Annotated in this window: 17 protein-coding genes; 12 read left to right on the top strand and 5 right to left on the bottom strand. The window is 74.8% G+C overall.

The annotated features are described in order from the left end of the window. A complete protein-coding gene (locus tag EJA20_RS05605) occupies positions 1-822 on the bottom strand; it encodes a class I SAM-dependent methyltransferase (protein WP_129337180.1) in 822 nt (273 codons plus the stop codon). Positions 823-993: 171 nt separating this feature from the next. Here EJA20_RS05605 and EJA20_RS05600 point away from each other — a divergent pair, with 171 nt between their 5' ends. From EJA20_RS05600 to EJA20_RS05570, 7 genes are all read left to right on the top strand, one after another. Continuing rightward, positions 994-2,019, top strand: coding sequence for a 6-phosphofructokinase (locus tag EJA20_RS05600; protein ID WP_129337179.1), 1,026 nt, complete (start codon positions 994-996; stop codon positions 2,017-2,019). Positions 2,020-2,364: 345 nt separating this feature from the next. Then, a complete protein-coding gene (gene rpsA, locus EJA20_RS05595; RefSeq protein WP_129337178.1) occupies positions 2,365-3,870 on the top strand; it encodes a 30S ribosomal protein S1 in 1,506 nt (501 codons plus the stop codon). Between the two features lie 175 nt (positions 3,871-4,045). Beyond that, positions 4,046-4,708, top strand: coding sequence for a dephospho-CoA kinase (coaE, locus tag EJA20_RS05590; protein ID WP_129337177.1), 663 nt, complete (start codon positions 4,046-4,048; stop codon positions 4,706-4,708). Further along, entirely contained in the window at positions 4,705-5,421 is a 717-nt protein-coding gene (locus tag EJA20_RS05585; protein WP_240675082.1) for a pyroglutamyl-peptidase I, read from the top strand. The genes coaE and EJA20_RS05585 overlap by 4 nt, the downstream gene beginning before the upstream one ends. 64 nt (positions 5,422-5,485) lie before the next feature. After that, positions 5,486-7,591: an excinuclease ABC subunit UvrB gene (gene uvrB, locus EJA20_RS05580; protein ID WP_129337176.1), complete on the top strand. Its 2,106-nt coding sequence runs from the start codon at positions 5,486-5,488 to the stop codon at positions 7,589-7,591. Positions 7,592-7,909: 318 nt separating this feature from the next. Beyond that, entirely contained in the window at positions 7,910-8,983 is a 1,074-nt protein-coding gene (locus tag EJA20_RS05575) for a TerC family protein (RefSeq protein WP_129337175.1), read from the top strand. Then, positions 8,980-9,963 carry a TerC family protein gene (locus EJA20_RS05570; RefSeq protein ID WP_129337174.1) on the top strand — a complete coding sequence of 328 codons (984 nt, stop codon included), beginning with the start codon at positions 8,980-8,982 and terminating at the stop codon, positions 9,961-9,963. The genes EJA20_RS05575 and EJA20_RS05570 overlap by 4 nt, the downstream gene beginning before the upstream one ends. Before the next feature lie 66 nt (positions 9,964-10,029). On the opposite strand, the gene EJA20_RS05565 is transcribed toward EJA20_RS05570, so the two are convergent. Continuing rightward, entirely contained in the window at positions 10,030-10,323 is a 294-nt protein-coding gene (locus tag EJA20_RS05565; RefSeq protein ID WP_129337173.1) for a YciI family protein, read from the bottom strand. Positions 10,324-10,425: 102 nt separating this feature from the next. Between EJA20_RS05565 and EJA20_RS05560 the strand changes: the two genes are divergently transcribed. Then, positions 10,426-11,595, top strand: a complete 1,170-nt coding sequence (locus tag EJA20_RS05560) for an acyl-CoA dehydrogenase family protein (protein WP_129337172.1) — start codon at positions 10,426-10,428, stop codon at positions 11,593-11,595. Positions 11,596-11,665: 70 nt separating this feature from the next. On the opposite strand, the gene EJA20_RS05555 is transcribed toward EJA20_RS05560, so the two are convergent. Beyond that, positions 11,666-12,373 carry an MBL fold metallo-hydrolase gene (locus EJA20_RS05555; protein WP_240675081.1) on the bottom strand — a complete coding sequence of 236 codons (708 nt, stop codon included), beginning with the start codon at positions 12,371-12,373 and terminating at the stop codon, positions 11,666-11,668. Positions 12,374-12,405: 32 nt separating this feature from the next. Beyond that, entirely contained in the window at positions 12,406-14,349 is a 1,944-nt protein-coding gene (locus tag EJA20_RS05550) for a glycoside hydrolase family 15 protein (RefSeq protein ID WP_129337171.1), read from the bottom strand. 165 nt (positions 14,350-14,514) lie between these two features. Between EJA20_RS05550 and uvrA the strand changes: the two genes are divergently transcribed. Further along, the gene (gene uvrA, locus EJA20_RS05545) at positions 14,515-17,382 is read left to right on the top strand and encodes an excinuclease ABC subunit UvrA (RefSeq protein WP_129337170.1); all 2,868 of its coding nucleotides are present in this window, start codon (positions 14,515-14,517) and stop codon (positions 17,380-17,382) included. Between the two features lie 70 nt (positions 17,383-17,452). Here uvrA and EJA20_RS05540 read toward each other — a convergent pair whose 3' ends face one another. Further along, positions 17,453-18,058: an OsmC family protein gene (locus EJA20_RS05540; RefSeq protein ID WP_240675080.1), complete on the bottom strand. Its 606-nt coding sequence runs from the start codon at positions 18,056-18,058 to the stop codon at positions 17,453-17,455. 162 nt (positions 18,059-18,220) lie between these two features. Here EJA20_RS05540 and uvrC point away from each other — a divergent pair, with 162 nt between their 5' ends. From uvrC to EJA20_RS05525, 3 genes are read left to right on the top strand one after another with little or no spacing between them, the layout of a single operon-like run. Next, the gene (gene uvrC / locus EJA20_RS05535; RefSeq protein ID WP_129337169.1) at positions 18,221-20,317 is read left to right on the top strand and encodes an excinuclease ABC subunit UvrC; all 2,097 of its coding nucleotides are present in this window, start codon (positions 18,221-18,223) and stop codon (positions 20,315-20,317) included. Continuing rightward, positions 20,314-21,264: an RNase adapter RapZ gene (gene rapZ, locus EJA20_RS05530; protein ID WP_129337168.1), complete on the top strand. Its 951-nt coding sequence runs from the start codon at positions 20,314-20,316 to the stop codon at positions 21,262-21,264. The genes uvrC and rapZ overlap by 4 nt, the downstream gene beginning before the upstream one ends. Continuing rightward, positions 21,261-22,316, top strand: coding sequence for a gluconeogenesis factor YvcK family protein (locus tag EJA20_RS05525; protein ID WP_129337167.1), 1,056 nt, complete (start codon positions 21,261-21,263; stop codon positions 22,314-22,316). The genes rapZ and EJA20_RS05525 overlap by 4 nt, the downstream gene beginning before the upstream one ends.

Below are 22,316 nucleotides of genomic sequence, written 5' to 3'. Positions count from 1 at the left end.
TCAGGCCGGGCGCCGGGTGCAGAGGATCGCGGTGCCGGGCAGGGAGGCGCGCCCCGGGCCCCAGCCGCCCCAGACGTGGTCGTTCCCGGCGGGCCACTCCGGCTCGACGACCGCCTCGAGCACGAGGCCGGCCGCCACGACGTCCCGGACGTGGTCGCCCAGGGTGCGGTGGTACTCGGCGTAGAGCACGTCCCCGGCGGCGTTCGTCTCGACGTACGGCCGGCGGTCGAAGTACGAGCGGCTCACGGTGAGACCGCCGGGGCCGGGGTCGTCGGGGAAGGCCCACCGCACCGGGTGCGTCACCGAGAAGACCCAGCGTCCGCCGGGCCGCAGGACGCGCGCGGCCTCGGCGTGCACGCGCGCCGCGTCCGGCACGAAGGGGATGGCGCCGTAGCTCGTGAAGACGGCGTCCAGGCCGCCGTCGGGGAAGGGCAGCGCCCGGGCGTCCGCCTGCACGAGGGGCGTGCGCACGCCCGCGGCCGCGTCGAGACGCGCGCCGGCGGCCAGCATGCCGGCGGACACGTCCGAGGCGACGGCGTCCACCCCCTGCCGGCGCAGCCACCGGCTGCACTGGGCGGCGCCGGCGCCGACCTCGAGGACGCGCCGGCCGCGCAGGTCCTCCAGGGGCCCGAGCAGGTGGGCGTCGCCCTCCCGCAGCCCCTCCGGGCACCACAGGAAGTCCGCCGGGCCGAGGTACCCCCCGTGCTCGGCGAGGTACTCGTCGGCGTTCGAGTCCCACCAGCGGCGGGCCGCGGCCCCGCCGGCCACGGGGTCCACGTGCCGGTAGCCCGCGTCCGCCAGCCGGTCGTCGCTCCTGTCCACGGGCCCAGTGTGCCGGGCACGGCCCCGTCGCCGGCGGCCGGCGGCGCGGGGCGCACCGGACGCAGGTCCTGCGCGAGCCGTCCCGACCCTCGCTACGGTGGTGCACGGGCCGATCGGCCCAGGTCAGGCACCTGCGGGTCCCGGCCGACCACGACCCGAAGGGTGCCCCACGTGCGCGTCGGACTGCTCACCGGGGGCGGCGACGTCCCCGGCCTCAACGCGGCGATCCGCGCGGTCGTCAAGCGCGGCGAGGGACGCCACGGCCACTCGGTCATCGGCTTCCGCAACGGCTGGCGCGGGGTCGTCGACGGGGACGTCATGCCGCTGGGCCGTCCGCACATCCGCAACATGCTGGCCGTCGGCGGCACGCTCCTCGGCACCGCCCGGTACCACCCGCACGCCGACGACGGCGGCCTCGACGCCGTGCTGGCCACCCTCGAGCAGGAGCGCATCGACGCGCTCATCTGCATCGGGGGCGACGGGACCCTGCACGCCGCGAGCAAGGTCGCCGAGGCCGGCGTCCGGATCGTGGCGATCCCCAAGACGATCGACAACGACGTCTGGGGCACCGACCGCTCCATCGGCTTCGACACCGCGGTGACGATCGCGACGGAGGCGATCGACCGCGTCCACACCACCGCGGAGAGCCACAACCGCGTGATGATCGTCGAGGTCATGGGCCGCCACGCCGGGTGGATCGCCGTGACGGCGGGCATCGCGGGCGGAGCCGAGCTGACCCTCGTGCCCGAGGCGCCCTTCGACATCGACCGCGTCGAGCGCTACCTCAAGCACCGCCACCGGGCGCACGCGAGCTTCTCCATCGTCGTCGTGGCCGAGGGCGCCGTGCCGGCGGAGGGCTCGTCGATGTCGTACGAGACCGAGGTCGGGCGGTTCGGCGAGATCGTCGCCGGCGCCGTCGGCGAGCGGCTGAAGACGGAGATCGAGCGGCGCACGGGCTTCGACACCCGCGTGACGGTGCTCGGCCACGTGCAGCGCGGCGGCATCCCCACGGCCGCGGACCGGATCCTCGGCTCGCGCTTCGGCGTCGCCGCCATCGACGCCGTGACGGAGGGCCGCACCGGCGTGATGACGGCGCTGCGCGGCGAGGCCGTGGAGCTCGTGCCGCTGGAGGAGGTGGCCGGCCGGGTCAAGCACGTGCCGGACGAGCTCATCCGGGTGGCCGACTCCCTCGCCTGAGGGCGGGGACGCGCCTCCGGGCCCGGCCCTCCGCCGACGGCACGGCGGCCGGCGGGCCGACGCTTTGACCCCCTCGTCACGGGGCGGATAGACTCCCCGGCGGTGTCGCGCGCCCTCGTCCGGGTGGCGCCGTCCCGTGGAGGCCCGGGTGCTCGTCGCCCGCCCCGCAGGACGGTGGTCCCGGAGGTCCGGCGACGACCACAGTCCGGTCGGGGCCCTGGCCCCGTCCTCCCGGAGGTCCTGCCCGAGCGCTCGGGCACGCCCCCGTCGTGCCGCCGGGTCCTCCGGGGGCGCGAGCCGTCCGCTTCCGCACGATCATCTGTCCGCATCGGAGCCCACTACTACATGAGCATCTCCACCCCCGCGAAGCCCGCCGTCCAGCAGGTCGCGGTCAACGACATCGGTTCGGCCGAGGACCTCCTCGCCGCGATCGACGCCACCATCAAGTACTTCAACGATGGCGACATCGTCGAGGGCACCATCGTCAAGGTCGACCGCGACGAGGTCCTGCTCGACATCGGCTACAAGACCGAGGGCGTCATCCCCTCCCGTGAGCTGTCCATCAAGCACGACGTGGACCCCGGTGAGGTCGTCAAGGTCGGTGACGCGGTCGAGGCCCTCGTCCTCCAGAAGGAGGACAAGGAAGGCCGGCTGATCCTGTCGAAGAAGCGCGCCCAGTACGAGCGCGCCTGGGGCACGATCGAGAAGATCAAGGAGGAGGACGGCGTCGTCACCGGCACCGTCATCGAGGTGGTCAAGGGTGGCCTCATCCTCGACATCGGCCTCCGCGGCTTCCTCCCCGCGTCCCTCGTCGAGATGCGTCGTGTGCGCGACCTCCAGCCGTACGTCGGCAAGGAGATCGAGGCGAAGATCATCGAGCTCGACAAGAACCGCAACAACGTCGTCCTCTCGCGCCGCGCCTGGCTCGAGCAGACGCAGTCCGAGGTCCGCTCCACCTTCCTGCAGACGCTGCAGAAGGGCCAGGTGCGCCCCGGCGTCGTCTCCTCGATCGTCAACTTCGGTGCGTTCGTGGACCTCGGCGGCGTCGACGGCCTCGTGCACGTCTCCGAGCTGTCCTGGAAGCACATCGACCACCCCTCCGAGGTCGTCGAGGTCGGCCAGGAGGTCACCGTCGAGGTGCTCGACGTCGACTTCGACCGCGAGCGGGTCTCGCTGTCGCTCAAGGCGACGCAGGAGGACCCGTGGCAGGCGTTCGCCCGGACGCACGCCATCGGCCAGGTCGTCCCCGGCAAGGTCACGAAGCTCGTCCCCTTCGGCGCCTTCGTGCGCGTCGAGGACGGCATCGAGGGCCTCGTCCACATCTCGGAGCTGGCCGTGCGCCACGTCGAGGTGCCGGAGCAGGTCGTCCAGGTCGGCGACGACGTCTTCGTCAAGGTCATCGACATCGACCTGGAGCGCCGCCGCATCTCGCTGTCGCTCAAGCAGGCGAACGAGGGCTTCGACCCCGCCTCGGAGGACTTCGACCCCGCGCTCTACGGCATGGCCGCGGAGTACGACGAGGCCGGCAACTACAAGTACCCCGAGGGCTTCGACCCGACGACGAACGAGTGGCTCGAGGGCTTCGAGACGCAGCGTGAGGCGTGGGAGGCGGAGTACGCCAAGGCGCACGCCCGCTGGGAGGCGCACCGCAAGCAGGTGTCCGAGGCGGCCCAGGCCGACGCGGACGCGGCGAACGGCGTCGGCGTGAGCGTCACGTCGTCGTCCACCTCGTCCTCGTCGTCCTCCGAGCCGGTCCCGACGACCTACTCGTCGGCGTCGGAGGAGGTCACGGGCACGCTGGCCTCCGACGAGGCCCTCGCCGCCCTGCGCGAGAAGCTCACGAGCAACTGACGCGCTGAGCAGCGGCGGCGTCCCCACGGGGCGCCGCCGGCACGACGGGCCGGTCCACCCCGCACGGGGAGGGCCGGCCCGTCGCCGTCCCGGGGACGACCGGGGCGGGGACGGCCGGGCGGCCGAGGCGCGGCCCGGGCTCCCGCCGGCGGCCCGTCCGGGGCAGGATGGCGGGGTGCAGCGCATCGGACTGACCGGGGGCATCGCGGCGGGCAAGTCCGTCGCCGCCCGTCGCCTCGCCGAGCTCGGGGCGGTGGTCGTCGACGCCGACCTGCTGGCGCGGGAGGTGGTCGCGCCCGGGACGCTCGGGCTCGAGCAGGTCGTGGAGGCGTTCGGCCCGGACGTGCTGACGGCGGACGGGGAGCTCGACCGGCCCGCCCTGGGCGCGCGCGTCTTCGCCGACGACGAGGCCCGGGCCCGGCTCGAGGCGGTCGTGCACCCCGCCGTCCGGCGCCGGGCCGCCGAGCTCGAGGCGGCCGCCGCCGCGGCGGACCCGGGCGCGGTGGTCGTGCACGACATCCCGCTCCTCGTCGAGACCGGCCGGGCCGGGACGTTCGCCCTCGTCGTCGTCGTGCACGCGCCCGCGGACGTCCGCGTGGAGCGCCTCGTCCGGGGGCGCGGCCTCGACCCCGCCGCCGCCGCGGCCCGCGTCGCCGCCCAGGCGGACGACGAGACGCGCCTCGCGGCGGCGGACGTCGTGCTCGACGGCACGGGGTCGGAGGCGGACCTGCGGGCCCAGGTCGACGCGCTGTGGGCGCGGCTCGTCGCGGAGCGGGACGCCGAGGCGGCCGCCGACGCGGTCCAGCACGACGCCCGGCACCCCGGGACGGGCGCGTGAGCCCCGGCGCCGGGGGTGACGCGGCGGGCGGCGGGGCCGGCGGCCCGGCGGGCGTGGCCCGGGCACCCGCGGGCGGCGCCCCGGTGCTCCTGACGGCGTTCGAACCCTTCGACGGGCAGGCGGTGAACGCCTCGGCGGCAGCCGTCGCCGTCGTCGCCCGCGACTGGGACGGCCCCGTCCCTCTGCGGACGGCGACCCTGCCCGTCTCCTTCGCCCGCGGCCCGGCCGCCCTGGCACGGCTCGTCGAGGCGGTCGTGCCGGTGCTCGTCGTCTGCGTCGGCGAGGCCGGAGGCCGGTCGGCGGTGGGTCTCGAGCGCGTGGCGGTGAACCTCGTCGACGCCCGGATCCCCGACGCCGACGGCGTGCAGCCCGTCGACGGGCCGGCGGACCCCGACGGGCCGGCGGCGCGGTTCAGCTCGCTGCCGGTGAAGGCCTGCGTCGCGGCGGCGCGGGACACCGGTGCGCCCGCGGAGCTGTCCCTGACGGCGGGCACGTACGTGTGCAACGCGGTGGCCTACGCCCTCGCCGGGCTGCTCGAGGTGCGGCCGGGGGTGCGTGGGGGCTTCGTCCACGTGCCGCGCCTGCCGCAGCAGGTCGCCGCGGGGGAGCCGGCCCTCGACGCCGAGGTGGCGGGGCGGGCGCTGGCCGCCGTCCTGCGGACGGCCCTGGCCCGCGCGGGGGACGACCTGCGGTCCGAGGGCACCCTCGCCTGAGTCCCCGTCGGGGGCGGGGCGGGGCGGGGCGGTCCGTGTCGGTGGGCCGTCGTACGGTACGGGCATGCGCCCAGTGACCGATCTGCAGCGGACGGTGGCCCCGTTCACGGTGGAGTCGGAGTACACCCCCTCCGGCGACCAGCCCACCGCCATCGCCGACCTCACCCGCCGCCTCAACGCCGGGGAGAAGGACGTGGTCCTCCTCGGGGCCACCGGCACCGGCAAGTCGGCGACGACGGCCTGGCTCATCGAGCAGGTGCAGCGGCCGACCCTCGTCATGGCCCCGAACAAGACCCTCGCGGCGCAGCTCGCCACGGAGTTCCGCGAGCTGCTGCCGAACAACGCCGTCGAGTACTTCGTCTCGTACTACGACTACTACCAGCCCGAGGCGTACATCGCGCAGACGGACACGTACATCGAGAAGGACTCCTCCATCAACGAGGAGGTCGAGCGCCTGCGCCACTCCGCCACCAGCTCGCTGCTGACGCGTCGCGACGTCATCGTGGTCGCGACGGTGAGCTGCATCTACGGTCTGGGCACGCCGCAGGAGTACGTCGACCGGATGGTCACGCTGACCGTGGGGGACGTGCTGGACCGCGACCTGCTGCTGCGGCAGTTCGTCACCATGCAGTACACCCGCAACGACGTGGCGTTCACCCGCGGGACGTTCCGCGTCCGGGGGGACACGGTGGAGATCATCCCCGTGTACGAGGAGCTGGCGATCCGCATCGAGATGTTCGGCGACGAGATCGAGTCCATCCAGACGCTCCACCCGCTGACGGGCGAGGTGGTGCGCGAGGAGCAGCAGATCCACGTCTTCCCGGCGACGCACTACGTCGCCGGCCCCGAGCGCATGGAGCGCGCGATCGGCGGGATCGAGATCGAGCTCGAGGAGCGCCTCGCCGACCTCGAGCGCCAGGGCAAGCTCCTGGAGGCGCAGCGGCTGCGCATGCGGACGACGTACGACATCGAGATGATGCGCCAGATCGGGTCGTGCTCGGGGATCGAGAACTACTCGCGGCACATCGACGGCCGCACCCCGGGCTCCGCCCCGAACACGCTCATCGACTACTTCCCCGAGGACTTCCTCCTCGTCATCGACGAGTCCCACGTCACGGTGCCTCAGATCGGCGCGATGTACGAGGGCGACCGCTCGCGCAAGCGGGCCCTCGTCGATCACGGGTTCCGGCTGCCGAGCGCGATCGACAACCGTCCGCTGCGGTGGGAGGAGTTCGTCGAGCGCATCGGGCAGACCGTCTACCTGTCGGCCACGCCCGGCTCGTACGAGCTGTCCCAGTCGGACGGCGTCGTCGAGCAGATCATCCGGCCGACGGGGCTCGTCGACCCGCACGTGGTCGTGAAGCCGACGAAGGGCCAGATCGACGACCTGCTCGGCGAGATCCACGAGCGCGTCGCGAAGGACGAGCGCGTGCTGGTGACGACCCTGACGAAGAAGATGTCCGAGGACCTCACGGACTACCTCCTCGAGAAGGGGGTCCGTGTGCGGTACCTCCACTCGGAGGTCGACACGCTGCGCCGCGTGGAGCTGCTCCGCGAGCTCCGGATGGGCGAGTACGACGTGCTCGTCGGCATCAACCTGCTGCGCGAGGGCCTCGACCTGCCGGAGGTCTCGCTCGTGGCGATCCTCGACGCGGACAAGGAGGGCTTCCTGCGCTCGGGGACCTCGCTGATCCAGACCATCGGCCGTGCCGCCCGCAACGTCTCGGGCGAGGTCCACATGTACGCGGACCGGATCACGCCGAGCATGGCGCAGGCGATCGAGGAGACGGAGCGCCGCCGCGAGAAGCAGGTCGCCTACAACACCTTGCACGGGGTGGACCCCCAGCCGCTGCGCAAGCGCATCAACGACATCACCGACCTGCTCGCACGGGAGGACGCCGACACCGCGGAGCTGCTGGGCGGGGCCGGGCGGCAGGCCAGCCGCGGCAAGGCGCCGGTCCCGGGCTTCAGCTCCAAGGACACGCACCGGTCGGAGCGCGCGAAGCTGGCCGGCGCCGCGTCGGGCGAGCTGGCCGAGCTCATCCACGAGCTGAGCGACCAGATGCACGCCGCCGCCGCCGAGCTGCAGTTCGAGCTGGCGGCCCGGCTGCGCGACGAGATCTCGGGCCTGAAGAAGGAGCTCCGCCAGATGCAGTCGGCGACGGCCTGAGCCGGGCCGAGCCGCCGCCGGGACGGGCACCGCGTCGGCCCGGCCGGCGGAGGGTCGACGCGGGACCGCCCGCGACCGTGCGCCCGTCCCGGGGTGACCACCCTCACCCCGGGGCGGACGCGCGTCCCGCCGCCGGCGTCCCGTACCCTGGTCTGCGGAGGGGAGTACTCCCCGCGACGGCATCGTCATCACGGTCGGTGAAGACGCCTGCCCGGTGCCGTCGGCTCTGCCCGCCCCACGTCCCCCCGGGGACGTCGGGCGATGAGCGGAAGAGACCTCCATCGATCAGCCGTACCTGACCGAAGGAGAACTGTGCCCATGGACGTCCCCGTCTGGGTCTGGGGTGCCACCATCGCCGGCATCCTCGCGATGCTGGCCGTCGACTACGTCGGCCACGTGCGCCACGCGCACGAGCCGACGCTGCGCGAGTCGGGCATGTGGTCGCTCGCCTACGTGGCGATCGCCGTGGTGTTCGGCGTCGGCGTCTGGCTCTTCGCCGGCGCCCAGTACGGCGGGGAGTACTTCGCCGGCTACATCACCGAGAAGAGCCTGTCGGTCGACAACCTCTTCGTGTTCGTGCTGATCATGGCCGCGTTCCGCGTGCCGCGGCAGTACCAGCAGAAGGTGCTGCTCATCGGCATCACCATCGCGCTGGTGCTGCGGACGGTGTTCATCCTCGTCGGCGCAGCGCTCGTCGAGAACTTCAGCTGGATCTTCTACGTCTTCGGCGCGTTCCTCATCTACACGGCGTACACGCAGATCAAGTCCGGCGCCGGCCACGAGGACGAGTACCACGAGCCGGGCGCGCTGCGCTTCATGCGGCGGTTCATCCCGACGACGGACGACTTCGTCCAGGACCGCATGACGACGCGCATCGACGGCAAGCGGTTCTTCACGCCGATGCTGCTCGTCATGATCGCGATCGGCACCGCCGACGTCATCTTCGCGGTCGACTCGATCCCCGCCATCTTCGGCCTGACGCAGGAGACGTTCCTCGTCTTCACCGCGAACGCCTTCTCGCTCCTGGGCCTGCGCCAGCTGTTCTTCCTCATCGACGGGCTGCTCGACCGCCTCGTCTACCTGTCCTACGGCCTCGGCGCGATCCTCGCCTTCATCGGCGCGAAGCTCGTCATCCACGCCATGCACACCAACGAGGTGCCGTTCATCAACGGCGGCGAGCACATCACCGCGATCCCGGAGGTCACCACGTCCGTGTCGCTCGGCGTCATCGTCGGGATCCTGGCGGTCACGACCTTCGCCAGCCTGTGGAAGGACCGTCGCGACCGCGCGGCGACCGTCGCGCAGGCGGAGGGCTCGGCCGCCCGCCCGGGCACCGGCGCCGACCCGAGCGCCCACAAGGACGACGAGCCGACGGGCAGCGCCCGCCGGTGACCCACGAGCTGCCCGGCACCTTCCAGGCCGTCACGCTGGTCGCGGTCGTCGCGATCCTGCTCGTCGACCTCGTCCTCGTCCGTGCCCGTCCGCACGTCCCGTCCCCCCGGGAGTGCGCGGCGTGGATCGGCGTGTACGTGGCCCTCGCGCTCGTCTTCGCGGCGGCCGTCTGGGCGGTCGGGGGCGGGCAGCCCGCGCAGGAGTTCGTGGCCGGCTGGCTGACGGAGTACAGCCTGTCGCTGGACAACCTGTTCGTCTTCGTCCTCATCATGGGCCGGTTCGCCGTGCCGCGGGAGCAGCAGCAGCGCGTGCTGATGGTCGGCATCGTGCTCGCGCTGCTCCTGCGGGCCGGCTTCATCCTCGCCGGCGCGGCCGTCATCGAGCAGTTCACCTGGGTCTTCTACCTGTTCGGCGCGTTCCTCGTGGTCACGGCCGTGAAGCTGGCCCGCGGCGGGGGCGAGGAGGACGAGTACCGCGACAACGCGGTCGTCCGGGCGGCGGGTCGCGTGCTGCCGATGTCGAAGGAGTACGCCGGCGGCGCGGTGCGCACCGTCGTCGACGGGCGGAGGGTCTTCACGCCCCTGCTCGTCGTGTTCGTCGCGATCGGGACCACGGACGTGCTCTTCGCGTTCGACTCCATCCCGGCGATCTTCGGCCTGACGCAGGACCCCTTCCTCGTCTTCACGGCCAACGTGTTCGCCCTCATGGGTCTGCGGCAGCTGTACTTCCTGCTCGGCGGCCTCCTCGACCGGCTCGAGTACCTGCCGCTGGGGCTGTCCGCCGTGCTCGCCTTCATCGGCGTCGACCTCGTGCTCGAGGCGCTGGCGACGAACAGCCTGCCGTTCCTGAACGGCGGCGAGGAGATCCCGGTCCCGACGGTGCCCATCTGGCTGTCGCTGGCCTTCATCGTCGTGGCGCTCGGCACGGCCACGGCCGCGAGCCTGCTCAAGGTCCGCCGGGAGTCCCGCGTCCGGCCGTGACCGGTCGTGCCCACGGGCCCGTCGGCGGACCTGGCGGGGGACCCGTCGGCCCCGGCGGCACCCGCGTCAGAGGTCGCGGCTCCACGGGCCGATGATCGGCGTCCACTCCCGCACGTCCGTCCGGGCGACGACGCCGTGGCGGTGGAACGGGTCCTGCCGCAGGAGCTCGTCGAGCAGGTCGCGGTCGTCGGCCCGCAGGACGAGCAGCGCGCCCGCGGGGTCGCCGTCGACGAAGGGGCCGGAGCCCAGCACCCCGCCGGCGTCGGCGAGGTCCCGGAGCCAGGCGCGGTGCTCGGGGCGGACCTCGTCGCGCACGTCGGTGCGCTCGTCGTAGGTGTACTGGACGGCGTAGATCGGCATGCGGGCCATCCTGGCAGCAGGGCCCGGTCCCGGCGCGCAGGGCCCGTCCCGGGGGTCGCGGTGCAGGGCGGGGGCGTCGCCCTCCGGTGGCAGAGTGAGGGCATGCCCGGCACCGACCGCCACGCCCGCCTGCTCCCCGACGACCTCCTCGCCCGCGTGCACGGGCGCGCCGCCGACCTCGACCGCGACAACGCCTTCCCGCACGAGGACCTCGCCGAGCTCGTCGCGGCGGGCTACCTCACCGCGTTCGTGCCGGAGCGGCTCGGCGGCGCCGGCCTCGGCCTGGAGGCGGTGGCGCGCGAGCAGGTGCGGCTCGCGGCGGCGGCGCCGGCCACCGCCCTCGCCGTGAACATGCACCTCGTCGTGACCGGTCTGGCCGCGTGGCTCGTCGAGCACGGCGACGCGACGGTGGAGTTCCTCCTGCGCGAGGCCGCCGCCGGTGAGGTCTTCGCCTTCGGCAACTCGGAGGCGGGCAACGACCTGGTGATGTTCGGGTCCCGCACGCGCGCGGAGCGGACGCCCGAGGGCGGCTACCGCTACACGGGCACGAAGATCTTCACGACCCTCGCGCCGGTGTGGACGCGGCTGGCGACCTTCGGCCTCGACGAGGACGACCCCGACGGCCCCCGCCTGGTCCACGGCGTCGTGCCGCGCACGAGCCCGGGCGTCTCCACGCGCGACGACTGGGACACGCTCGGCATGCGCGCCACCCAGTCCCGCACGACGGTGCTCGACGGGGCGGAGGCGCCGCCGGAGTGGGTCTACCGGCGCCTGCCGGTCGGGCCGAGCGCCGACCCCTTCGTCTTCGCGCTGTTCGCGGTCTTCGAGACGCTGCTCGCCGCCGTCTACACGGGCATCGGGCGGCGTGCCCTGGAGCTCGGCGTCGAGGCGGCGCAGCGACGCACGTCGATGAAGCACGACGGCCGCACCCTGGACCAGGACCCCGACATCCGCTGGCGCCTCGCCGACGCCGCGATGGCGCAGGACGGCGCCGAGCTCGGCCTGTACGCGCTCGCGCGGGACGTCGACGAGGGCGCCGACCACGGCGCGCGGTGGTTCGCGCAGCTCGTCGGCCTCAAGGTGCGCGCGACCGAGACGGCCCGCGTGGTCGTCGACGGGGCGATCCGCGTCGCGGGGGGCAGCGCCTACCGCAGCGGCAGCGAGCTGGCCCGGCTGTACCGCGACGTGCTGGCGGGCATGTTCCACCCCTCCGACGACGAGTCGGCGCACGCCACCCTGGCCACCTCGGTGCTGGGCCCGCCCCGCGCCTGAGGCGCCGGTCGGAGGGGAGCCGGGCTCCGCGCCGCGCCTCCGCCGGCGACGCGCGCGGCTCCGTCGGGGGCTACCAGCCGCGGGCGCGCCAGGCGGGCAGCCCGGGGCGCTCGGCGCCGAGGGTGGTCGGCCGGCCGTGGCCGGGGTGCACGGTCGTCGCGTCGTCGAAGCGGGCGAAGACGCGCTCCTCGACGTCGGCCAGGAGGAGCCCGAACCGCTCCGGGTCGCCGCCCGTCGCGCCGACCCCGCCCGGGAACAGGGAGTCGCCCGTGAGGAGGTGGGCCCCGCCCACGACGAGCGCGACCGACCCCGGTGTGTGCCCCCGGAGCTCGACGACCTGCGGCGGGTCCGCCGGCACCGGGAGGAGGTCGCCGTCCGCGAGCCGGACGTCGACCCGGACGCCCGTGGCGGCGGTGACGGCATCGGCGTCGTCCCGGCCCGCCGCCACCGGGGCGCCCGTCGCGGCGACCACCGCGGCGAGCGCGTCGAGGTGGTCCGCGTGCCGGTGCGTCACCACGACGAGGTCGAGCCGCCGCCCCGGGCGGTCGGCGGGTCGCGGGCCGCCCTCGTCGAGCAGCGCGAGCAGCCGCGCCGGCTCCGCCCCGGGGTCGACGAGCACGCGGGTGCCGTCGGCCGCGTGCTCGAGCACGTAGGCGTTCGTCCCGAGGTGGCCCACGACGGCGTGCCGCAGCCACCAGGGGCCGAGCCGCTCGCCCCGGCCCGTGGACCCCGCGGGCCCCACGGGCTCCGTGGGCTCCGCGGGCCCCGTGCGAGGCACGGGCGCCGGCCGGCCGGCCGCCTCCCGGCCCGTCACGGCGCGCTCGCCGCCGGCACGGGGTCGCCCGCGGGGAGCGCGACGGCGACGGCCCGGCCCTCGTCGGGACCCGCGGCGGGGTCGCCCGTGACCGGGGCGGCCTCCGAGCGCCCTCGCGGGCGGCCCTCGCGCGCGAGGCGGAGGGAGTGCACCGCGCGCACGAGGGCGAGGTGCGACAGCGCCTGCGGCACGTTGCCGAGCATGGACCCGCTGGCCGGGTCGTACTCCTCCGCCAGCAGCCCGAGGTGCCCGCCGAGGGGCACGAGGGCGTCGAGCACCTCCGCCGCGGCGTCGGTGTCGCCGGCCCGGGCGAGCGCGTCGGCGAGCCAGAAGGAGCAGGCGAGGAACGCGTGCTCCGCCCCGGCCAGGCCGTCGTCCGCGCGGTCCGTGCGGTACCGGCGCAGGAGGCCGGGGGCGACCTCGAGCTCCTCCCGCACGGCACGGATGGTGCCCGCCACGCGCGGGTCGTCGGCCGGCAGGAAGCCGGTGGCGGGGATGGCGAGGAGCGCCGCGTCGGTGTGCGTCGCGCCGTAGTGCTGGACGAAGGTGCCCCGCCCCGGGTCGAAGCCGTGCTCGAGCACCTCCGCGTGGACGGCCGCGCGTTCCGTGCGCCACCGGTCCACGGGCCCGTCGAGCCCGTGCTGCTCGACGGCCCGGACGGCGCAGTCGAAGGCCGCCCAGGACATGACCTTGGAGTGCACGAAGTGCTGCTGCGGCCCGCGCACCTCCCAGATCCCGCGGTCGGGGACGCGCCAGTGGTCCGCGAGGTCGTCGACGAGGTGGCGCTGCAGCGACCAGGAGTCCTCGGACTCCTCGAGCCCGCCCTCGCGCGCGGCCTCGAGGGCGAGCATCACCTCGCCGAGGACGTCGTGCTGGCGCTGGGCCACGGCCGCGTTGCCGATCCGCACGGGGCGGGACCCGGCGTACCCGGGCAGGTGCGGCAGCTCGCGCTCGACCAGGTCCCGCCCGCCGTCGGTGCGGTACATGATCTGCAGGTCCGAGGGGTCGCCGGCGACGGCCCGCAGCAGCCAGTCGCGCCAGCGCGTGGCCTCGTCGGCGTAGCCCTGCTCGAGCAGCGCCTCGAGCGTCATCGCCGCGTCGCGCAGCCAGCAGTAGCGGTAGTCCCAGTTGCGCTCGCCGCCCGGGTCCTCGGGCAGGGCCATCGTCGCGGCGGCCACGATCCCGCCCGTCTCGGAGTCCGTGAGCAGCCGCAGGACGAGCAGGGAGCGGACCACGGCGTCGCGGTGCAGCCTGTCGGGGCGGCCCGAGGCGACCCACTCCTGCCAGGCGCCCGCGGTCTGGTCCAGCCGCTGGCGCTCGGGCAGCCGCGGCGGGATGGGCTCCCACGACGGCGTCCACGTGACGGTGAGCCCGACCTTCTCGCCGGCGGCGAGGGTGAAGCGGTCGGCGTGCCGGTCGCCCTGGGGGGTGGGCAGGCGGTCGCCGCGCAGGACGAGGGAGTCCGGGCCCGCGATGGCGCGGATGGTGTCGAGCCCCTCGTCGTCGCGGACGTGGTGCACCCACGGGCGGACGGCGCCGTAGCCGAAGCGCACGACCCACTCGTGCTCCACCGTCACGGTGCCGGTCAGGCAGGTCACGACGCGGACGACGTCGGCGCGGCCGTCCCCCAGGGGCATCGCCTCGCGCACGAGGGCCGTGCCCGTGGGGGAGGTGTACCGGGTCTCGAGGACGAACGAGTCGCTCTCGTACCGCCGCTCGACCGCGGTGGCGTCCGGCACCGTGAGGAGCCAGCGCCCGTGACCCGGGTCGCCGAGGAGCGCGGCGAAGGACGCGGCGGAGTCGAAGCGGGGCAGGCACAGCCAGTCGACGGAGCCGTGGCGGGAGACGAGGGCGGCGGTGCGGCCGTCGCCGAGCACCGCGTAGTCGCCGATGGGCGCGGGGGCGTCCCAGGGCGGGGGGACGGGCGTCGGGCGGGGCACGGGCACAGCATGCGGCTGCTGCCGGGCGGCGGCACACCGGCACGCCGCCCCGACGGGCGGACGGGCCCGGGCTCCCGCCGGACCGACGCCGCGGTGGCGCCGCAGGCCCCTGCCGGGGTCGAACACGTGTGCGACGTGTCGGAGGGGCGACGTAGACTCGGCGCCGTGAATGACCGTCTCGTCATCCAGGGCGCCCGCGAGCACAACCTCCGCAACGTCGACCTGGACCTCCCCCGGGACGCCCTCGTCGTCTTCACCGGCCTGTCGGGCTCGGGCAAGTCGTCGCTGGCGTTCGACACGATCTTCGCCGAGGGCCAGCGGCGCTACGTCGAGTCGCTCTCGGCCTACGCCCGGCAGTTCCTCGGGCAGATGGACAAGCCCGACGTCGACTTCATCGAGGGCCTGTCGCCGGCGGTCTCCATCGACCAGAAGTCGACGAACCGGAACCCCCGGTCCACCGTCGGCACCATCACCGAGGTCTACGACTACCTCCGCCTCCTCTTCGCCCGCGCGGGCACGCAGCACTGCCCCGTCTGCGGCGAGCGCGTGACGGCGCAGACCCCGCAGCAGATCGTCGACCGGCTCCTCGAGCTGCCCGAGGGCACGCGGTACCAGGTGCTGGCGCCGGTCGTCCGCGGCCGCAAGGGGGAGTACGCCGACCTCTTCCGCGAGCTCCAGGCGAAGGGCTTCGCCCGCGCGCGGGTGGACGGGGAGGTCGTGCAGCTCGCGTCGCCGCCGACGCTGGAGAAGAAGCTCAAGCACGACATCGAGGTCGTCGTCGACCGGCTCGTCGCGCGCGAGGGCGTGCAGCGCCGGCTGACGGACTCCGTCGAGACGGCCCTCGGTCTCGCGGCGGGGCTCCTCGTCGTGGAGCTCGTCGACGCCGACGCGGACGACCCGGGCCGCGAGCGGCGGTTCTCCGAGCACCGCGCCTGCCCGAACGACCACGTGCTCACGCTCGACGAGGTCGAGCCGCGCACCTTCTCCTTCAACGCGCCCTACGGCGCGTGCCCCGAGTGCACGGGCCTCGGGTCCCGGCTCGAGGTGGACCCGGACCTCGTCGTGCCCGACGAGGACCTCTCCCTCGGCGAGGGCGCCATCGCCCCGTGGGCGCAGACCTCGAGCGAGTACTTCCAGCGGGTGCTCACGGCGCTCGCCGACGACCTCGGCTTCTCCATGGACACGCCCTGGCGGGCGCTGCCCGAGCGTGCGCGCAAGGCCGTGCTGCACGGCCGGGACCACCAGGTGCACGTGAAGTACAAGAACCGGTGGGGCCGCGAGCGGCAGTACTCCACGGGCTTCGAGGGCGTCATGACGTTCCTCGAGCGGCGCTACTCCGAGACGGAGTCGGAGTGGAGCAAGGAGAAGTACGAGGCCTACATGCGCGAGGTCCCGTGCCCCGTCTGCCGGGGCGCGCGCCTCAAGCCCGAGGTCCTGGCGGTCAAGGTCGGCGACCGCTCCATCGCGGACGTCTGCGCGATGCCCATCCGCGAGGCCCGCGACTTCCTCGACCACCTCGAGCTCGGCGAGCGCGAGCGCGCCATCGCGGTGCAGGTCCTCAAGGAGATCGACGCGCGGCTGGGCTTCCTGCTCGACGTCGGGCTGGACTACCTGTCCCTCATGCGGCCCGCGGGCACGCTGTCGGGCGGCGAGGCCCAGCGCATCCGGCTGGCGACGCAGATCGGCTCGGGCCTCGTCGGGGTGCTCTACGTCCTCGACGAGCCGTCCATCGGCCTGCACCAGCGGGACAACCGCCGCCTCATCGACACGCTCACGCGGCTGCGGGACCTGGGCAACACGCTCATCGTCGTCGAGCACGACGAGGACACCATCCGCACGGCCGACTGGATCGTCGACATCGGCCCCGGCGCGGGGGAGCACGGCGGCAAGGTCGTGCACTCCGGCGACCTGCGCGGCCTGCTCGCGAGCGAGGAGTCGCTCACGGGCGCCTACCTGTCCGGCCGCCGCTCGATCCCCATGCCGGCGAAGCGCCGCAAGGTCGACCCCAAGCGCAAGGTGACGGTCGTCGGCGCGCGCGAGCACAACCTCCGCGGCGTCGACGTGTCGTTCCCGCTCGGCGTCCTCACGGCCGTCACGGGCGTCTCGGGCTCGGGCAAGTCGACGCTCGTCAACCACATCCTCTACACGGTGCTGGCGAACGAGCTCAACGGCGCCCGCCAGGTCGCGGGGCGCCACAAGCGCGTCACCGGCCTGGACCAGCTCGACAAGGTGGTGCACGTCGACCAGGGCCCGATCGGCCGCACGCCGCGGTCCAACCCCGCGACGTACACGGGTGTGTGGGACCACGTGCGCCGGCTCTTCGCCGAGACGCAGGAGGCCAAGGTCCGCGGGTACGGCCCCGGGCGCTTCTCCTTCAACGTCAAGGGCGGGCGCTGCGAGGCGTGCTCCGGCGACGGCACGCTGAAGATCGAGATGAACTTCCTGCCCGACGTCTACGTGCCGTGCGAGGTGTGCCAGGGCGCGCGGTACAACCGCGAGACCCTCGAGGTGCACTTCAAGGGCAGGACGGTCGCCGAAGTCCTCGACATGCCGATCGAGGAGGCGGCGGAGTTCTTCGCGGCGGTCCCCGCGATCGCCCGGCACCTGCGCACGCTCGCCGACGTCGGCCTCGGCTACGTCCGGCTGGGGCAGCCCGCGCCCACCCTGTCCGGTGGCGAGGCGCAGCGCGTGAAGCTCGCCGCGGAGCTCCAGAAGCGCTCGACGGGCCGGACGATCTACGTGCTCGACGAGCCCACGACGGGCCTGCACTTCGAGGACATCCGCAAGCTGCTGCTCGTGCTGCAGGGGCTCGTCGACAAGGGCAACACGGTCCTCGTCATCGAGCACAACCTCGACGTCATCAAGAACGCCGACTGGGTCATCGACATGGGCCCGGAGGGCGGCAGCGGCGGCGGCACCGTGGTGGCCGAGGGGACGCCCGAGCACGTCGCGACCGTGCCGGCGAGCCACACCGGCCGGTTCCTCGCCGAGGTCCTCGGCAGCGCGGCGGAGCCCGAGCGCGCCAGCGCCTGAGGAGGGGCCGCGCCCGAGGGGCGGGCGGCCGGCTGCGGACCGGCGGCCCCCTGCGGGCCGGGCGAGGCCGTCAGCCGGTCGAGCGCACGGGTTCGGCCGGCCGGTGCGTCACCGGGAACGCCACGCTGCGGGCGATGAAGCACCTCTCGTGCGCGCGGGCGTGGAGCTCGCCGAGCCGGGCACGCAGCCCGTCGTCGGGACCGTCGGCGGCGTCGTCGCCGGGGACGTCGCCGGCGTGGTCATGGTCCTCGCCGGCGGCCGTGCGGCGACCGGCCACGGGAGCGGCGGGTGCCGGCTCCCGCACGGTGACCGCGGGCCGCAGCTCCACCCCCACGAACCGGCCCGCGCCGGAGGGCTCCTCCACCATCCGGCCCTCCGGTGCGTCCGTGTAGGCGGTCACCACCACGCCCGCCTCGGCGGCGAGGTGGAGGAACCAGAGCATGTGGCACTGGGCGAGGGACGCGACGAGGAGGTCCTCGGGCGACCAGCGGTCGGCGTCGCCCCGGAAGGCCGGGTCGGAGCTGCCCAGGACGACGGGCCGGTCGCCGCCGTGCACCTCGTGGTCGCGGCCGTACGCGCGGTACCCGGACGTGCCGGTGCCGCGTGCGCCCGTCCAGCGCAGGAGCGGGCGGTAGAGGTGCAGCCGCCCGTCGGGCACGGCGTCGTCGAGGGCCACGGGGCCGACCCTAGAGGGGCCGGCCCGCGGAGGGGAGTGCCGGTCGGCGGCCGCACGCAGCCATCGGTCCCCGGTCCGGCGGAGGCGGGCGGGGCACCCCGGACCTGAGCCCGGACGGGGCCCGCGTCCGGACGTGTCGGCGACCCGGCCTACCCTCGTCCCATGGCTGATCCCGCCTCCTACCGACCCGCCCCGGGGGAGATCCCGGACCAGCCCGGCGTCTACCGCTTCCGGGACGAGCACGGCCGGGTCATCTACGTCGGCAAGGCGAAGTCGCTGCGCCAGCGGCTCAACAGCTACTTCCAGGACGTGGCGGGGCTGCACCCGCGCACGCAGACGATGGTCACGTCCGCGGCGTCGGTGCAGTGGACGGTCGTCGGCAACGAGGTCGAGGCGCTGGCGCTCGAGTACTCCTGGATCAAGGAGTTCGACCCGCGCTTCAACGTCAAGTACCGCGACGACAAGAGCTACCCCTATCTCGCGGTGACGATGGCGGACGAGTACCCGCGGGTGCAGGTCCTGCGCGGTGCCAAGCGCAAGGGCACCCGCTACTTCGGCCCCTACGCCCACGCCTGGGCGATCCGCGAGACGGTCGACCTGCTGCTGCGCGTGTTCCCGGTGCGCACGTGCTCCGGCGGGGTGTTCCGGCGCGCCCGGCAGCAGGGTCGCCCGTGCCTGCTCGGCTACATCGACAAGTGCTCGGCCCCGTGCGTCGGGCGGGTCAGCGCTGAGGAGCACCACGACCTCGCGCAGGACTTCTGCGACTTCATGGCGGGGGACACCGCCCGCTTCACCCGGCGTCTCACGGCGCGGATGAAGGAGGCGGCGGCCGAGCTCGACTTCGAGCAGGCGGCGCGCCTGCGGGACGACATCGGCGCGCTCGAGCGGGCCATGGGCAAGAACGCGGTCGTGCTGGCCGACGGCACGGACGCGGACGTCTTCGCGCTGGCCGGGGACGAGCTCGAGGCGGCCGTGCAGGTGTTCCACGTCCGCGACGGGCGCATCCGGGGCCAGCGCGGGTGGGTCGTGGAGAAGGTCGAGGACGCGGACGACGCGGACCTCGTCGAGCGGCTGCTGCAGCAGGTGTACGGCGGCGAGGCGGCCGACGGCGGCACGGCGAGCGGCGTCCCGCGCGAGGTGCTCGTGCCCGTGCTCCCGCCGGACCTCGAGGAGGTCCAGGACTGGCTCTCGGGCCTGCGCGGCAGCCGGGTGCGTGTCCGCGTGCCGCAGCGCGGGGACAAGCGCGACCTCGCCGCGACCGTGCAGAAGAACGCGGAGCACGCGCTGGCGCTGCACCGGACGCGCCGTGCCGGCGACCTCACCACCCGGAGCCAGGCGCTGCGGGAGATCCAGGAGGCGCTCGACCTGCCGACGGCACCCCTGCGGATCGAGTGCTACGACATCTCCCACAACCAGGGCACCTACCAGTCGGCGTCCATGGTCGTGTTCGAGGACGGGTTGGCGCGCAAGAGCGAGTACCGCCTCTTCACGGTGCGCGGCCCGGAGGGGCAGGGCGCCCGGGACGACACCGCCGCCATGCACGAGGTGCTCACCCGGCGGTTCCGGCGCTACCTCGCCGACCGCGCGGAGACCGGCGACCTCGAGCTGGGTGGCGACGACCTCGACGACGAGCCCGCCCGGCCGGGGCACGCCGTGCCGACGCGCTCCGGACCGGTCGACGAGGCCACGGGCAGGCCCGTCCGCTTCGCCTACCCGCCGAACCTCGTCGTCGTCGACGGCGGGCCGCCGCAGGTCGCGGCGGCGGCCGCGGCCCTCGCCGAGCTCGGCGTGGACGACGTCGCTGTGTGCGGGCTGGCCAAGCGCCTCGAGGAGGTCTGGGTCCCGGGCGACGACTACCCCGTCATCCTCGAGCGCTCGTCGGAGGGGCTCTACCTGCTCCAGCGGCTGCGCGACGAGGCGCACCGCTTCGCCATCACGGCCCACCGCAAGCGGCGCAGCAAGGGCATGACGGCCTCGGTCCTCGACGACGTCCCGGGCCTGGGTCCGGCCCGGCAGGCCGCGCTCCTGCGGCACTTCGGCTCCGTCAGGCGGCTGCGGGCGGCCTCGGCCGAGGAGATCGCCACCGTGCCGGGGATGGGGGCGCGCACGGCGGCGGCGGTCGTCGCCGCGCTGCACGGCGCGGACCCCGCCGCGGCGGCCGCGGAAGCACCGTCCGGGGCCGAGGACGGGGCGGTCGGCGGTCCGGACGCCGCCCTCGACGGGGACGCGCCGCTCCCGGCTGGCATGCTGGGGGCATGAGCGGCGAGCCGTCCCCGATCACCGTCCCGGGCGGCATCCCCGCCCTCGAGGCGGCCGCCCCGGCGGCGCGGGCCCCCGAGACCCCCGCCGTCCTCGTCATCACCGGGATGTCCGGTGCGGGCCGGACCCGCGCCGCGGCCGTCCTGGAGGACCTCGACTGGTACGTCGTGGACAACCTGCCCGCGCAGATGCTCACCCACCTCGTCGGGATGCTCACCAGCGGCACCGCCGGGGCGAAGGCCCAGCGCCTGGCCGCGGTGGTCGACGTCCGCGGCGGGGAGTTCTTCGCCGACCTCGCCGGCGTGCTCGACGGCCTGCGCGAGCAGGGCGTCGAGTACCGGATCCTCTTCCTCGACGCGTCGGACGAGGTGCTGGTCCGGCGCTACGAGCAGGTGCGCCGCCCCCACCCCCTGCAGGGGGAGGGCCGGATCCTCGACGGCATCGCAGCGGAGCGCGCGCTGCTCGCCGACCTGCGCGAGCGGGCCGACACCCTCATCGACACGTCCGAGCTCAACGTCCACGACCTGGCGCGCACCGTGCGCGCCGCCGTGACGGGGCCGGCGGTCGAGGAGACGCTGCGCGTGGCGGTGCTGTCGTTCGGCTTCAAGTACGGGATCCCGCTCGACGCGGACCACGTCGTCGACGTGCGCTTCCTGTCGAACCCGTACTGGATCACGGAGCTGCGCCACCTCAACGGGCGGGACGCCCCCGTGCGCGACTACGTGCTCGGCCTGCCCGGCGCCACGGAGTTCGTCGAGCGCTACGTGGCCGCCCTGGAGCCCGTGCTGGCGGGCTACGTGCACGAGGAGAAGCGCTACGCCACCATCGCCGTCGGGTGCACGGGGGGCAAGCACCGGTCCGTCGCGATCAGCGAGGCGATCGCGCAGCGGCTGCGGGACCGCGGCCACCGCGTCCAGGTGTCCGCGCGCGACCTGGGCAAGGAGTGACGGCCGCCGGGCCGCCGACGCCGGGCGCCGCTCCCGGGCCCGGGTCGCCGGGCCGCCGCGCGGCGCGCGCGCCGCGCGAGCCCGCGGTCGTCGCCCTCGGCGGGGGCCACGGGCTGTCCGCGACGCTCTCGGCGCTGCGGCTCCTCACGGACCGCATCACCGCGGTGGTGACCGTGGCCGACGACGGCGGGTCGTCCGGACGGCTGCGCGAGGAGCTCGACGTGCTGCCGCCCGGCGACCTGCGCATGGCGCTCGCCGCCCTCTGCGACGACTCCGAGTGGGGACGCACCTGGCGCGACGTCCTGCAGCACCGGTTCACCTCGAGCGGCGACCTCGACCGGCACGCGGTCGGCAACCTGCTCATCGTCGCCCTCTGGGAGCTCCTGGGCGACACGGTCGAGGGGCTCGACTGGGTGGCACGGCTGCTCGGCGCCCGGGGCCGGGTGCTGCCCATGGCGTCCGTGCCCCTGACGATCGAGGCCGACGTCCTGGACCCCGCCGGCGCGGGGTCGCGCGTGGTGCGGGGCCAGAGCGCGGTGGCGACCGCGCCGGGGGCGATCGGCGCCGTGCGGCTCGAGCCGGCGGACCCGCCCGCCTGCCCCGAGGCGGTCGAGGCGCTGGCCGCCGCGGACCGCGTCGTGCTCGGGCCGGGCTCCTGGTACACGTCCGTCATCCCGCACCTGCTCGTGCCCGGGCTGCGCGAGGCGCTCGCCGCGACGCCCGCGCCCGTCGTGCTCGTCCTCAACCTCTCGCCGGAGGGCGAGACGGCCGGCATGGGCCCCGCGGAGCACCTGGACGCGCTCGTGCGGCACGCCCCGACGCTGCGGGTGGACGCGGTGCTGGCCGACCCGGCCTCCGTCGACGACCTCGACGCGGTCCGCGCGCGCACGGACGCGCTCGGCGCCCACCTCGTGCTGCGCCAGGTGGGCCGCGGCGACGGCACGCCCCGCCACGACCCGCTGCGGCTGGCCGCGGCCCTGCACGACGTCTTCGAGGGCTCCGTCGGCGACGTCACCGACCGCCGGGCGCTCGGCGACGGGATGGCAGGATGA

It is taken from the genome of Cellulomonas endophytica (assembly GCF_004123805.1).
Classification (GTDB): Bacteria; Actinomycetota; Actinomycetes; order Actinomycetales; family Cellulomonadaceae; genus Cellulomonas; species Cellulomonas endophytica.
The sequence above is the reverse complement of the archived record's forward strand: the minus strand, read 5'-3'. Positions and strand labels throughout refer to the sequence as shown.